12 protein-coding genes and 1 tRNA gene are annotated in these 14396 nt (G+C 64.8%); 10 read left to right on the top strand and 3 right to left on the bottom strand.

Features of this window, described 5'->3' with window-relative positions; all coding sequences use genetic code 11:
• Positions 1 to 6: 6 nt before the first annotated feature.
• The 10 genes from nuoF to ISP14_RS11010 all read left to right on the top strand — a co-directional run bounded on the left by nuoF (position 7) and on the right by ISP14_RS11010 (position 11336).
• Positions 7 to 1344, top strand: a complete 1338-nt coding sequence (gene nuoF / locus ISP14_RS10965; RefSeq protein ID WP_404539495.1) for an NADH-quinone oxidoreductase subunit NuoF — start codon at positions 7 to 9, stop codon at positions 1342 to 1344.
• Positions 1341 to 3665: an NADH-quinone oxidoreductase subunit NuoG gene (nuoG, locus tag ISP14_RS10970; RefSeq protein WP_404539498.1), complete on the top strand. Its 2325-nt coding sequence runs from the start codon at positions 1341 to 1343 to the stop codon at positions 3663 to 3665. Before nuoF ends, nuoG begins: the two co-directional genes overlap by 4 nt.
• Before the next feature lie 5 nt (positions 3666 to 3670).
• Positions 3671 to 4687, top strand: a complete 1017-nt coding sequence (nuoH, locus tag ISP14_RS10975) for an NADH-quinone oxidoreductase subunit NuoH (RefSeq protein ID WP_404539501.1) — start codon at positions 3671 to 3673, stop codon at positions 4685 to 4687.
• 7 nt (positions 4688 to 4694) lie between these two features.
• A complete protein-coding gene (gene nuoI / locus ISP14_RS10980; protein WP_404539504.1) occupies positions 4695 to 5186 on the top strand; it encodes an NADH-quinone oxidoreductase subunit NuoI in 492 nt (163 codons plus the stop codon).
• Between the two features lie 12 nt (positions 5187 to 5198).
• Positions 5199 to 5837 (top strand): NADH-quinone oxidoreductase subunit J, encoded by a 639-nt coding sequence (locus ISP14_RS10985; protein WP_404539507.1) that lies wholly within the window; start codon positions 5199 to 5201, stop codon positions 5835 to 5837.
• Positions 5834 to 6139, top strand: a complete 306-nt coding sequence (gene nuoK / locus ISP14_RS10990) for an NADH-quinone oxidoreductase subunit NuoK (protein ID WP_077483669.1) — start codon at positions 5834 to 5836, stop codon at positions 6137 to 6139. Before ISP14_RS10985 ends, nuoK begins: the two co-directional genes overlap by 4 nt.
• A gap of 4 nt (positions 6140 to 6143) precedes the next feature.
• Complete coding sequence (gene nuoL / locus ISP14_RS10995) at positions 6144 to 8195, top strand: NADH-quinone oxidoreductase subunit L (protein WP_404539510.1); 2052 nt, start codon at positions 6144 to 6146, stop codon at positions 8193 to 8195.
• A 15-nt stretch (positions 8196 to 8210) separates the two neighbouring features.
• A complete protein-coding gene (locus ISP14_RS11000) occupies positions 8211 to 9719 on the top strand; it encodes an NADH-quinone oxidoreductase subunit M (protein WP_404539512.1) in 1509 nt (502 codons plus the stop codon).
• A 12-nt stretch (positions 9720 to 9731) separates the two neighbouring features.
• A complete protein-coding gene (gene nuoN, locus ISP14_RS11005) occupies positions 9732 to 11174 on the top strand; it encodes an NADH-quinone oxidoreductase subunit NuoN (RefSeq protein WP_404539515.1) in 1443 nt (480 codons plus the stop codon).
• A gap of 85 nt (positions 11175 to 11259) precedes the next feature.
• A tRNA-Met gene (locus tag ISP14_RS11010) sits at positions 11260 to 11336 on the top strand.
• A 101-nt stretch (positions 11337 to 11437) separates the two neighbouring features.
• Here the strand turns inward: ISP14_RS11010 and ISP14_RS11015 are convergent.
• The 3 genes from ISP14_RS11015 to ISP14_RS11025 form a co-directional block, all read right to left on the bottom strand.
• On the bottom strand, positions 11438 to 12151 hold the full coding sequence (locus tag ISP14_RS11015) for a formyl transferase (RefSeq protein ID WP_404539518.1): 714 nt from the start codon (positions 12149 to 12151) through the stop codon (positions 11438 to 11440).
• A 56-nt stretch (positions 12152 to 12207) separates the two neighbouring features.
• Entirely contained in the window at positions 12208 to 13179 is a 972-nt protein-coding gene (locus ISP14_RS11020; protein ID WP_404539520.1) for a polysaccharide deacetylase family protein, read from the bottom strand.
• A gap of 308 nt (positions 13180 to 13487) precedes the next feature.
• Positions 13488 to 13610 carry a hypothetical protein gene (locus ISP14_RS11025; RefSeq protein WP_404539522.1) on the bottom strand — a complete coding sequence of 41 codons (123 nt, stop codon included), beginning with the start codon at positions 13608 to 13610 and terminating at the stop codon, positions 13488 to 13490.
• Positions 13611 to 14396: the final 786 nt, after the last annotated feature.

Raw genomic sequence — 14396 nt, forward strand, 5'->3', positions numbered from 1 at the left:
CGCGACATGGCAAGCACTACCGGTCCGGTCGGACCCGCACCCCAGGACCACCAGGTCGTCTACACCACGCTGCATTTCGACAAGCCGTGGGCGATGGACAACTACGAGAAGGTGGACGGCTACAAGGCGTGGCGCAAGATCCTCGCCGAAAAGCCCGACCCGGCGTCGATCGTCGAGATCGTCAAGAACAGCAACCTGCGCGGCCGCGGCGGCGCGGGCTTTCCCACCGGTCTGAAGTGGTCCTTCATGCCGAAGGGCAGCATGCAGAAGTACATCCTCTGCAACTCGGACGAGTCGGAGCCTGGCACGGCGAAGGACCGCGACATCCTGCGCTACAACCCGCACTCGGTGGTCGAAGGCCTGGCGATCGCCTGCTACGCCACCGGTTCCACCGTGGCCTACAACTACCTGCGCGGCGAGTTCCACCACGAGCCCTTCGAACATTTCGAAGAGGCGCTGAAGGAAGCCTACGCGGCGGGCCTGCTGGGCAAGAACATCCAGGGTACCGGCATCGACGTGGACATTTACGGCGCGCTCGGCGCCGGCGCCTACATCTGCGGCGAGGAAACCGCCTTGATGGAGTCGCTGGAAGGCAAGAAGGGCCAGCCGCGCTTCAAGCCGCCGTTCCCGGCCAACTTCGGCCTGTACGGCAAGCCCACCACGATCAACAACACCGAGACCTACGCCTCGGTGCCGGCGATCCTGCGCAACGGCGCGGACTGGTTCCTCAATCTCGGCAAGCCGAACAACGGCGGCCCGAAGATTTTCTCGGTCTCCGGCCACGTCAATCATCCCGGCAACTTCGAGATCCGCCTCGGCACCTCGTTCAAGGACTTGCTGGAGATGGCCGGCGGCGTGCGCAACGGCAACCGGCTGAAGGCGGTGATTCCCGGCGGCTCCTCGATGAAGGTGCTCAACGCCGAGGAAATGATGGCCAGCACCATGGACTACGACTGCCTGCAGAAGGCGGGTTCGGGCCTGGGTTCCGGTGCCGTGATCGTGATGGACGAGACCACCTGCATGGTCAAGGCCTGCCACCGCATCGCGCGCTTCTACAAGGCCGAGTCCTGCGGCCAGTGCACGCCATGCCGCGAAGGCACCGGCTGGATGTACCGCGTGCTCAGCCGCATCGTGGAAGGCAAAGGCACGCAGGACGACCTGCATCGCCTGAAGGCCATCGCCGGCCAGATCGAGGGCCACACCATCTGCGCGTTCGGCGAAGCCGCCGCGTGGCCGGTGCAGGGCTTCCTCGCCAAGTTCTGGAACGAATTCGAATACTACGTGCAGCATGGTCGCTCGATGACTGAAGACCAGCTTGCCGCCAACCGTGGAGTCGCTGCATGAGTGCGCAGCCCACCAGCACCGCCCCCGACGTCGTCAACATCGAGGTCGACGGCAAGCCCGTGCAGATCCGCAAGGGCGCGATGATCATCGAGGCGGCCGACGCCATCGGCATCGCCATCCCGCGTTTCTGCTACCACCGCAAGCTCCCGATCGCCGCCAACTGCCGCATGTGCCTGGTGGACGTGGAGATGGGCGGCCGCCCGATGCCCAAGCCGCAGCCGGCCTGCGCCACGCCGGTAGGCGAGGGTATGAAGGTCACCACGCGTTCGGACAAGGCGCTGAAGTTCCAGAAGGACGTGATGGAGTTCCTTCTGATCAACCATCCGCTGGACTGCCCGATCTGCGACCAGGGCGGCGAGTGCGAGCTGCAGGACGTGGCCCTGGGCTACGGCCGCAGCGTGTCGCGCTACACCGAGCGCAAGCGCACCATCGCCGACGAGAACATCGGGCCGCTGGTCGCCACCGAGATGACCCGCTGCATCCAGTGCACGCGCTGCGTGCGCTTCACCAGCGAGATTGCCGGCACCTACGAGCTCGGCGGCATGAGCCGCGGCGAGAACCTGCAGATCGGCACCTACATCGGCAAGACGGTGGAGACCGAACTGTCGGGCAACATCATCGACGTCTGTCCGGTCGGCGCGCTGACCAACAAGCCGTTCCAGTTCCAGGCGCGCGCCTGGGAGCTGGTGGCCAAGCCGTCGGTCGGTTACCACGACGCGCTGGGTTCCAACCTGTGGCTGCACACCCGCCGCGGCGAGGTGCTACGCACGGTGCCGCGCGACAACGAGTCGATCAACGAGTGCTGGCTGTCCGACCGCGACCGCTACAGCCACCAGGGCCTGTACGCTGCCGACCGCATCGGCCGGCCGGAAGTGAAGCGCAACGGCCAGTGGCAGCAGACCACCTGGGAAGACGCGCTTTCCGTCGCCGCCGAAGCGCTGAAGGGCGTGCCGGGCAGCGAGCTGGGCGTGCTGGTGCACCCGGCCACCACGAACGAAGAAGCCGACTTGCTGCTGCGCCTCGCGCGCGGCCTGGGCAGCGCCCACGTCGATCACCGCCTGCGCCAGCTCGACTTCGCCGACAACGCCGTGGCCGCCAGCTTTGGCCTGCCGGTGGCCGAGGTGTCGCAGGTGCGGGCCGCGTTGCTGGTCGGCTCCGACCTGCGTCGCGAGATGCCGCTGCTCAATCACCGCCTGCACCAGGCCGCCAAGCAGGGCGCCAAGGTGTACGCGGTCAACCCGGCGGCGTTCGAGTTCAACTACAAGCTGGCCGGCGCCGCGATCGTGCCGCCGCAGGGCATGGTCGACGCGCTGCTGGCGCTGGCCCGCGCCGCCGTGGCCGAAGGCGCCGCCGCGCCGGCCGCACTGGCCGATGCGATCAACGCCGCGGCCAGCGATGAGGGCGACCATGCCGCCATCGCCGCGCTGAAGGCGGGCAGGGCGGTGGTGATCCTCGGCGAAGCCGCGGCCACCCATCCGGAAGCCTCGTGGCTGCGCGCGATTGCGCGTTTCATCGCCACGGCCACCGGCGCCGGCTACAACGAACTGCCGGTGGGCGCGAACGCGATCGGCCTCGGCCAGCTCGGCGTGGTGCCGGGCAACGGTGGGCTGGACGCACAGGCCATGCTGGCGCAGCCGCGCAAGGGCTATGTGCTGTACGGCGTGGAGCCGCCGCACGATTTCGCCGATGGCGCGCAGGCGCTCAACGCTCTGCGTGGCGCGCAGCAAGTGGTGGCGTTCAGCGCCTACGCCAGCCCTGCGCTGCGCGAGGTAGCGGACGTGATCCTGCCGATCGCGCTGTTGCCGGAAAACGACGGCACCCTGGTCAACGTGGATGGGCTGGCGCAGGCGGTGCAGGCCGGTGCCAAGGCGCCGGGCGAAGCCCGTCCGGGCTGGAAGGTGCTGCGTGCGCTGGGTGGCTTGATGAAGCTCGCCGGCTTCGAGTTCGACGACCTCGCCGGCCTGCGTGACGGCATCACGGCGCGTGGCGCCACGGCACGTGACGCACTGGCGACGCGCAAGCCGGCCGCCGGCCTCGCCCGTCTCGCTACCTGGCCGATCTACCGCGGCGACGCGGTGCTGCGCCGGGCCAGCGCGCTCAACGCACATCCGCTGAACCGTGCGCCGGCCGCTCGCATCAACGCGGACGAAGCCGCGCGTCTGGGTCTGGCCAACGGCGCCCCGGTGCGCGTTGGCGACGCCTCGCTGCCGGTGGCCATCGATCGCAGCGTGCCTGACGGCGCCGTGTGGATCGAGGCCGCGCAAGACATCACCGCCACGCTGCCGCCCTACGGCGCAGTAATCACCTTGAGCAAGGCGTAAGGCACATGGGCGAACAGCTACTCAACCAGGTCGTCTGGCCGGTCATCCACATCCTGTGCGTCGTGCTGCCGCTGGTGGTCACGGTGGCGCTGTACGTGTGGTGGGAGCGCAAGGTGCTCGGCTGGATGCACGTGCGCATGGGGCCGAACAAGGTTGGTCCGTTCGGACTGCTGCAGGCCTTCGCCGACGTGACGAAGCTGCTGCTGAAGGAAGTGATCCTGCCGAGCAAGGCGAATCGTGCGCTGTACTATCTCGCGCCGTTGCTCGCGCTGATACCGGCGCTGGCGGCATGGGCGGTGATCCCGTTCGGCACCAAGCTGGTGCTGTCGAACGCGAACGCGGGCCTGCTCTACCTGCTGGCGATGACCTCGCTGGGCGTGTACGGCATCATCCTCGCCGGCTGGGCCTCCAACTCGCGCTACGCACTGCTCGGCGCCATGCGCTCGGCGGCACAGGTGATCTCCTATGAGCTGGCGATGGGCTTGTGCCTGGTCTGCGTGCTGGTGCTGGCCGGTTCGCTGAACCTCACCGACATCGTCAACGCGCAGGCCGGCGGCAAGGGCATCTTCAGCTGGTACATGTGGCCGCTGCTGCCGGTGTTCGTCGTCTATTTCATCTCCGGCGTGGCCGAGACCAACCGCGCCCCGTTCGACGTGGCCGAGGGCGAGTCGGAGATCGTGGCCGGCTTCCACGTGGAATATTCCGGCTCGGCGTTCGCGCTGTTCTTCCTCGCCGAGTACGCCAACATGATCCTGGTGAGCTTCCTCGCCTCGATCCTGTTCATGGGCGGCTGGCTCAGCCCGTTCCCGGAGAGCTGGGGCCTGATCGGCCACGGCGGTTTCCTGTGGCTGATCGCCAAAGTCTTCTTCTTCGCCTTCCTGTTCCTGTGGTTCCGCGCGACCTTCCCGCGCTACCGCTACGACCAGATCATGCGGCTGGGCTGGAAGGTGTTCATTCCGATCGCGATCGTCTGGGTGCTGGTGGCCGGTTGCATGAAGTACTACGGCATCGCGGGGGTCTGAGGTTCCGATGAAACGCGTAATCAGTTATTTCAACAGCCTGCTGCTGGCCGAGCTGCTCAAGGGCATGGCGCTGACCTGGCGCTACATGTTCAGCCCGAAGTACACGATGCGCTACCCGATGGAGCACATCCCCAAGTCGAACCGCTTCCGCGGCCTGCATGCGCTGCGCCGCTACGCGAACGGCGAGGAGCGCTGCATCGCCTGCAAGCTGTGCGAGGCGGTGTGCCCGGCGTTGGCGATCACCATCGATTCCGCGCCGCGTGAGGGCGACGGTCAGCGCCGCACCACGCGCTACGACATCGACTTGTTCAAGTGCATCTTCTGCGGCTTCTGCGAAGAGAGCTGCCCGGTGGATTCCATCGTCGAGACGCATGTGCACGAGTACCACTTCGAGCACCGCGGCGAGAACGTGGTGACCAAGCCGCAGCTGCTCGCGATCGGCGACCGCTTCGAGGCGGAGATTGCCGCCGCCCGTGCGCAAGACGCAGCCTACCGCTGAGGACGGAACGCCATGATTGATCCGAATCTGTTCCAACTCGCCTGCTTCTACGCATTCGCTGCCGTCACGGTGGTCGCGGCGCTGGCGGTGATCACCCTGCGCAACTCGGTGCACGCGGTGCTGGCGCTGGTGCTGACCTTCTTCAGCACGGCCTGCATCTGGATGCTGGCCGAGGCGGAATTCCTCGCCATCGCGCTGATCGTGGTCTACGTGGGCGCGGTGATGGTGCTGTTCCTGTTCGTGGTGATGATGCTGGACATCGACCAGGAGAAACTGCGCGAGGGCTTCGTGAAGTTCCTGCCGGTGGGCCTGGTGGTGGCCGTGGTGATGCTGGTGGAGATGATCGGCCTGATCGGCGTGCGTGCGATGCATGCGCAGACCATGGGCGCGAACCCGGCCGGCGACTCCAATACCGCATGGCTGGGCAAGGCGTTGTATACGCAGTACCTGCTGCCGTTCGAGATCGCCGCGCTGATCCTTACCGTGGGCGTGATCGCCGCGGTGGCGCTGACCCTGCGCGAGCGCATCGGCGTGAAGCGCCAGTTGGCCAGCCAGCAGGTCGCGATCAATCCGCGCGACCGCGTGCGCGTGGTGAAGATGGCGGCCGAGCGCCCCGCCGATGCAGCACCGGCTCCGGAGTCCAAGCCATGATTACTCTTTCGCACTTCATCGTGCTCGGCGCGATTCTGTTCTGCATTGCCGTCGCCGGCCTGTTCATCAACCGCAAGAACGTGATCGTGCTGCTGATGGCGATCGAGCTGATGCTGTTGGCGGTGAACATCAATTTCGTGGCGTTCTCCCGCTTCGGCCACGACGTGGCGGGGCAGGTGTTCGTGTTCTTCATCCTCACCGTGGCCGCGGCGGAATCCGCGATCGGCCTGGCGATCCTGGTGCTGCTGTTCCGCAATCGCAGCACGGTCAACGTCGCCGAAATCGACAGCATGAAGGGTTGATCCGATGCCTTTGTCCACTTCAATCCTGCTGATCATCGCGCTCGCGCCGCTGGTGGGCTGTGTGCTGGCCGGTTTTCTCGGCAAGCAGATCGGCCGCGCCGGTGCGCACAGCGTCACCATCCTCGGCCTGCTGATTTCCTGCGGCCTGTCGTTCTACGTGCTGTACCAGCTGGTCTGGGGCGGCGCGCCGAACTTCAACCAGAACCTCTACACCTGGTTCGAGATCGGCAGGTTCAACGCCAGCGTCGGCTTCATGATCGACCGCCTCACCGCGATGATGATGGTGGTGGTCACCTTTGTGTCGCTGCTGGTGCACGTCTACACCATCGGCTACATGCACGAAGATCCGGGCTACCAGCGCTTCTTCAGCTACATCTCGCTGTTCACCTTCTCGATGTTGATGCTCGTGATGAGCAACAACTTCCTGCAGCTGTTCTTTGGCTGGGAAGCGGTGGGCCTGGTGTCGTACCTGCTGATCGGCTTCTGGTTCAAGCGTCCGACCGCGATCTTCGCGAACCTCAAGGCCTTCCTGGTCAACCGCGTGGGCGACTTCGGCTTCCTGCTGGGCATCGCCGCGGTGCTGTACTTCCTCAACACGCTGGACTACGCCACCGCGTTCGCTGCGGCGCCGTCCCTGGTGGGCAAGACGCTGGCGATCACCCAGAACGTGCAGTGGGATGCCGCCACGGTGATCTGCATCCTGTTGTTCATCGGTGCGATGGGCAAGAGCGCCCAGGTGCCGCTGCACGTGTGGTTGCCTGATTCGATGGAGGGCCCCACGCCGATCTCCGCGCTGATCCATGCGGCGACGATGGTGACCGCGGGCATCTTCATGGTGGCGCGCATGTCGCCGCTGTTCGAGCTGTCGCAGTCGGCGCTCAGCTTCGTGATGGTCATTGGTGCGACAGGAGCCTTGTTCACCGGCCTGATCGGCATCGTGCAGAACGACATCAAGCGCGTCGTCGCGTACTCCACGCTGTCGCAGCTGGGCTATATGACGGTGGCGCTGGGCGTGTCGGCCTACGCCGGCGCGGTGTTCCACCTGATGACCCATGCCTTCTTCAAGGCGCTGCTGTTCCTCGGCGCGGGCTCGGTGATCATCGCCATGCACCACGAGCAGGACATGCGCTACATGGGCGGCCTGCGCAAGTACATGCCGATCACCTGGATCACCATGTGGATCGGTTCGCTGGCGCTGGTGGCGGTGCCGTTCACCTCGGGCTTCTATTCGAAGGACGCGATCATCGAGGCAGTCGGCGAGTCGCACCGCTGGGGTGCGGGCTACGCCTACTTCTGCGTGCTGGCCGGCGCCTTCGTTACCGCGACCTACACGTTCCGCCAGATGTACCTCACCTTCCACGGCAAGGAACGCTTCACCGTGGTGCACAACCACGGCCATGGCCACCACGTCGAACACATGGACGACCACGGCCACCACGAGCAGGGCATCATGCACGAGACCCCGAAGGAGTCGCCGTGGGTGGTCACGCTGCCGCTGGTGCTGCTGGCGATCCCGTCGCTTCTGGTGGGCTTCTTTGCCGCCAAGCCGATGCTGTTCGGCGGCTGGTTCGGCAGCGCGATCCACGTGAACGAAGCGAACGACGTGCTGGGTGAGATGGGCAAGGAGTTCCAGGGCGCCGTGGCAATGGCCTTGCACGGGCTCAACCCGGTCGGACCGTTCGGCCTGGTGCTGCTGGCCTTCGCGATCACCACCTACATCTACCTGTTCAACCCGGCCGTGGCGGACAAGCTGAAGAAGGCGCTGAATCCGCTTTACCAGGTGCTCAACCACAAGTACTGGTTCGACGCGGTGTACTTCGTGCTGTTCGCCCGCGGTGGCGTGAAGCTGGGCTGTCTGTTCTGGAAGGCCGGCGACGCCGCGGTGATCGACGGCGTGATGATCGACGGCACCACCGCCATGACCCGCCGCATCGCCTCGGGCATGCGCCGGCTGCAGTCGGGTTACCTCTACCAGTACGCCTTCGCGATGATCATCGGCCTGATCCTGCTGCTCGGCGGGTACTGGCTGTTCGGTCCCATGCTGGCTGCGCAATAAGGGAAGCAAGCACTCATGTTCAATCACTTGCTCAGCCTGCTGATCTGGCTGCCCATCGCCGGCGCCGTGCCGGTGTTGCTGGCCGGCTCCGCCCGTCCCAATGCCGCGCGCTGGCTCGCGCTGCTGTTCATGGTGCTCACCTTCGTGGTGAGCCTGTTCCTGCTGCCGCAGTACGACGCCGCGCAGGGCGGCATGCAGCTGGTCGAGAGCCACCTGTGGATCGCCTCGCTGAACGTGCACTACGGCCTGGCCGTGGACGGCATCTCGGTGGCGCTGATCCTGCTCACCACCATCGTCGGCATCCTCGTGGTGGTCGGCGCGTGGGAGGTGATCCAGAACAAGCCGCACCAGTACATGGCGGCGATGCTGGCGCTAGAAGGCCTGATGATCGGCGTGTTCTGCGCTACCGACGCCTTGCTGTTCTACGTGTTCTTCGAGGCGATGCTGATCCCGATGTTCATCCTCATCGGCATCTGGGGCGGCCCGCGGCGCGTGTATGCGACGCTGAAGTTCTTCATCTACACGTTCCTCGGCTCGATCTTCATGCTGATCGCGCTGCTGTACCTGTACCACAAGGCCGGCACGTTCGATCTGCGTACGCTGGCGGCGCTGCCGCTGAGCTTCACCGAGCAGGCGTGGGTGTTCTTTGCCTTCCTGCTCGCGTTTGCGATCAAGGTGCCTATGGTGCCGGTGCACACCTGGCTGCCGGACGCCCACGTGGAGGCGCCGACCGGCGGCTCGGTGGTGCTGGCGGCGGTGATGCTGAAGGTCGGCACCTACGGCATGTTGCGCTTCATCCTGCCGATCGTGCCTGATGCCGGCAAGCACTTCGCCTGGCTGGTGGTGTTGTTGAGCCTGATCGCGATCGTCTACATCGGCTACGTGGCGCTGGTGCAGGAGGACATGAAGAAGCTGGTGGCGTATTCATCCGTGGCGCACATGGGCTTCGTCACCCTGGGCATCTTCGTCGCCTTCATGCTGGCGCGCGGGCTCGGCGACGTCGACTCGGCGCGTCTGGGCATGCAGGGTGCGATGGTGCAGATGATCTCGCACGGCTTCGTCTCCGGCGCGATGTTTACCTGCATCGGCGTGATGTACGACCGCCTGCACACCCGCATGATCAAGGACTACGGCGGCGTCATCAACGTGATGCCGTGGTTCGGCTTCTTCTACGTGCTGTTCGCGATGGCCAACTGCGGCCTGCCGGGCACCAGCGGTTTCGTGGGCGAATTCATGGTGGTGCTGGCCAGCTTCAAGGCCAACCCGTGGATCGCGCTGTTCGCCGCGTTCACCCTGATCATCGGCGCGGCCTACACGCTGTGGCTGGTCAAGCGCGTGCTGTGGGGCGACATCCACAACCCGCACGTGGCGGAGATGAAGGACATCAACGGCCGCGAGACCTTCGTGCTGTTTGCCTTCGCCGCGCTGACGGTGGCGCTGGGCGTCTGGCCGGAGCCGCTGATCCGCCTGATGGACAGCTCGGTGACGCAGCTGGTGCAGCAGCTGGCCATCCACAAGATCTGATCGGGATAGAACATGATTACCTTCAACGACATCCTGGTCCTGTTGCCCGAGTTCTACCTGGTGGCGGCGGCGTGCTTGCTGCTGCTGCTGGATGCCTTCATGAAGCCGGAGCAGCGTGGCTGGCTGCACTGGCTCTCGATCCTCGTGCTGCTGTTTGCCGGCTACATGGTGGTCGCGGGCCAGCCCGACGTCACCGTGACCGCGTTCGGCGGCATGTTCGTGCGCGACCAGGCCTCGGAAATCCTCAAGGCGTTCGCGTTGCTGTGCACCGTGCTGGTGTTCATCTACGCGCGGCCGTACCTGCTCGAGCGCCGGCAGTTCGTGGGCGAGTTCTACACGCTGATGATCTTCGCGGTGCTCGGCGTGATGCTGCTAGTGTCGGCCGGCAATCTGGTGATGATTTACCTGGGCCTGGAACTGCTGACGCTGTCGTCGTACGCGCTGGTAGCGCTGAACCGCGACTCCCCGCTGTCCTCCGAGGCGGCGATCAAGTACTTCGTGCTGGGCGCGCTGTCCTCGGGCATGCTGCTGTACGGCATGTCGATGGTGTACGGCGCCACCGGTACGCTGGACCTGGCCCAGCTGCACGGCGCGGTGCCGCACAGCGCGATGCCGCACCTGCTGGTGTTCGGCCTGATCTTCATGCTGGTGGGCATTGCCTTCAAGCTCGGCGCGGCGCCGTTCCACATGTGGATCCCGGACGTCTACCAGGGCGCTTCCACGCCGGTCACCACCTTCATTGCTTCCACCTCGAAGCTGGCCGCGTTCGGCATGGCCTGGCGCCTGCTTGAAACCGGCCTGGGCGACCTGTCGCAGCACTGGCAGCTGATGCTGTCTGCAGTCGCGGTGCTGTCGATGGCGATCGGCAACCTGGTCGCGATCGTGCAGACCAACCTCAAGCGCTTGCTGGCCTACTCGACCATCTCGCACATGGGCTATCTGCTGATGGGCCTGGTCAACGCCGGACCGGAGGGCTACGCCTCGGCGATGTTCTACGCGATCAGCTACGCGCTGATGAGCACGGTGGCGTTCGGCGTGATCCTGGCACTGGCCCGCGCGGGCTTCGAATGCGAAGAGATCGCGGACCTCAAGGGCCTGAACCAGCGTTCGCCGTGGTTCGCCGCGCTGATGGCGCTGGCGATGTTCTCGCTGGCCGGCGTGCCGCCGCTGTTCGGCTTCTACGCGAAGTACCTGGTGCTGCAGGCGGCCATCGATGCGCACATGCTGTGGCTGGCGCTCACTGGCGCGGTGTTCGCGATCATCGGCCTGTACTACTACCTGCACGTGGTCAAGGTGATGTATTTCGACAAGCCCGTCGAAGGCGGCGCCGACCAGCCCACGCCCGATACGTCGATGCGCGTGGTGCTGTCGCTGAATGCGCTGGCGCTGCTCGTGCTGGGTGTGTACTGGGGCCCGCTGCTGGGCTGGTGCCGCCACTCGTTCGGTCTTGGTTGAGGAATTCCATCGAACGATTCGATGGAAATTCCGATAGCGACGCTTGCAGTCAATCGCAGGTGTCGCTACAATCTCCGGATTCTGATGCGGGGTGGAGCAGTCTGGCAGCTCGTCGGGCTCATAACCCGAAGGTCGCAGGTTCGAATCCTGCCCCCGCTACCAGCTTCGAGTGACAATCCGATGCGGCGATCTCTGCGAAGAGGTCGCCGTTTTCGTTTGCGCGCACGACGTACGAGTGGCACATTCGCCGTTGCCCGATGGATCTATTTGACCGATCTGGAAAGCCGGTACCACAGGTATTGGCCGAGGGTAGGGTGGTACCAGAGCCTGGACGGAGCAACGCCGTCGCGGCTGACCAGGGTGCCGTCCAGGACGTCGCGCAAGGCCTTCTTCATCAGCGGGATCCCCGCGGCAAGCTGATGCAGCGGGTAGGTATTGAATCCGTCGCTGCCCTCGGTGTGGATCCGCTGCTGGTACAGCACGCCGCCGGTATCCACGCCGGCATCGACCAGATGGACGGTGACGCCACAGTTCTCGCTATCGCCGTGGACCAGCGCCCAGTAGCCGCCATGCACGCCGCGGTAGCGCGGCGTGATGCCGGCGTGGGTGTTGATGAAAGGGCGGGGGATACAGCCGATCACGCTGCGCGAAAGGATGCGCGTACCGTTCACGACCACGGCATCGGGTTTGAGCTTTTTCAGCAGGCGACGCACCGCTGCCGTGTTGACGCTCTCCACCCGGTGGAGGATGCCTGCGGGAGGCAACCTGGCCTGCAATCCAAACCGAAGGATCAACTCATCGACGCGGCGATGCTGCAGCCGCGCCAACAGCCGGTTGAACAGAAGGAAGGCGAGCTGGCCGGTGACCGTGAGCAGGCCCAGCATGCGCAGGCGGTGCCGGATCATCGCCCGCGCCGACGGCTTCTGCTCCACCACGACGGCGAGGACGTCGACCTCGGCCGCCAGCGCGTTGTACATGAACCAGGAGCTGGGTCCATCGCCGCATAGCATGACGATGCGTGGAGTTCGCTGGTTCATCCTGCAACCAACGCTTCGGTGAGTTCGGCCATGCCCAGCGAGCGCATGCCTTCATGCTCCCGCAGGTATTCGAACTCCTCGATCACCCGCTCGAGGAAGCCGATGTTCTGGTCGATGTCGACACCGAAATTGTGCGGGTGCCACCACAAATGGAATACCTCGTGGTGCCGGGCTGCATGGCGCATCGCACGCGTGATCCGGCGTAGCTTCAACCCCTCCAGCCAGGCAAGCCGCGGGTTATAGGGACGCAGGAAACGGCTGGCCGGAAAGTTGAACGGCAGCTCGCCGGCGCAGCTCTCCAATGCATACGTGTGATGCCCGCTGAGATTGACGTAGCTGTCGAACAGCCGGCCCATGCGACGCACGGCGTTCTGTCCGCCGCGATCGGTAGCGGCGTAGAGCCAGCCGTTCTCGTTGCCGCGATAGGCGGTGATGCCGTGTTCGGCCAGCACGGCCAGATAATCGGGATTCCACTGGTTGCGGGGAAAAACCAGGCTGCGTGGGACGAGTCCGCGCGCCGCCGCGATGCGGATGGCCGCCTCGAGGTCGGCGCGGAACGCCGTCATCGATTGGCCGGCTTCGCGGCAGTAGTAGTGCGAAAACGTGTGGCTCGCCACTTCCTGTCCCGGCGTCGAGGCGATCAGTTCGACCAGCTCGGGTGCGAAGTGATAGCGCTCATCGAGGTCCACCGATTGTTCCAGATAGCGGTACGGGCATAGCGCAACGTTCTCGTAGCCGGGTCTTTCGGATGGGGCAGCCAGCAGCGCCGCGCCGCGATCCCGGCAGAAAAGGAGGCCCACTGTCGCCCATGTGGCGTGAACGTGATGCTGCTCGAACAGGCGCAGCATGCGCGGGATGGCCTGCCTGACGCCATCCAGACGATGGCGGAATGAATCGAGGCTGCGGGTATCCCGCACGCCCCAATACAGCTCGAAGTCGATGGAGATGACGAATGTGCTGGCGTTCATTCCAGCTCCGGGCCGATACATGTCCTGGAAGCGTAGCAACTTGCAGGTGAACGGGAATCCGCCGGCCGTGGATCCACCCGACACATGAGCTCGAATGAATACGTGGTGTCACCGAAGTTGCCGCAATCGCCCCGTCGGGAACGTATGTCATAGCCGGCAGGCGCGCCGTGCGCCCGGATGGGCGGGGGATGTGTGTTTCGCCGGTCAGCGAGTCTGTGCGCCAGGGCAGGGCTTTATGCGGGTCTTCCGGTGCCCGGCACCGAGACAGGCCCGAGCGAGGAAGGTCGTGTCGCCGGAATGCCGTGGGATCAGTGGAGGATGCCCATATGAAACATCGCCCAGCCGGCCACCGCGCTGATCGTCAGGCAAACAAAGAGCCAGAATCCCCGGGAATTTTTCCCCCAGAATGGCTTGTTCTCGTTGTTTTCCATGTGGTCTCGCATCCGTAACAGGCAGCTGGACAGTCAGCTGAGGACTCTCAACTGAAGCCAGTATCGTGCCAAACGGGAGCGTTGGCGCGGATCGCGCGCGCCGGCCGGAATTTCCGGCATGGATTTGCGATCGGGGTCGCGGTTTGTTGCGAGTGCCACGGGCAGCGGCGAGGCGCGGCCCACCCCGGTTTGACATGTGCATTCCCGGGAGGCGCGACGCGCCCCGAACGCGTGCCGCAGGCGTCGGACCAGTGGTGGCGCAGTGAGTCAGCCAATGACAAAAATTGCCAGCAAGAGGCCGGTGTCGGGGCTGCGGCGGATGCATCCGCCGCGGCATCCGGCGTGAGGTTCGGAGGTCGAACCATCTCAAGATTTTTACGCGCCGGATCCAGCGCTGGCGCGCAACAGCGGGGCGCGATGACGATGGGGATCATCCGGGTTTTGCTGCATGAAGCATGCGCGATTCGCTGCATTTTGCGCGCAGTCGAGCGTGCAATGAGGTGTACGGTTTCTAAACGCGATTGTCGCAAGTGATGTATTTTTCACGCCATATGTGGCATTTCTTTCTTCCCCCTCCAGCGGCTGATTTCCGCCGCGGCTATTAAACGATCAGATTCAGTTGACCACCCCCCGATAAGCGAATTCGCTATTCGGTGCATGGATCGTGTGGTCGAAAATCCGGATTCGCAGAATTGCGCGTGCCGCTGGTTGGCGGCTGCAGATGTGGCCGGCAGATTGCATCCACGAGGACCTTTTGATCATGAAAAAGACTTGCGCCTTTGTTGT

This window comes from Dyella agri, from assembly GCF_044904705.1.
Taxonomy (GTDB): Bacteria; Pseudomonadota; Gammaproteobacteria; order Xanthomonadales; family Rhodanobacteraceae; genus Rhodanobacter_A; species Rhodanobacter_A agri.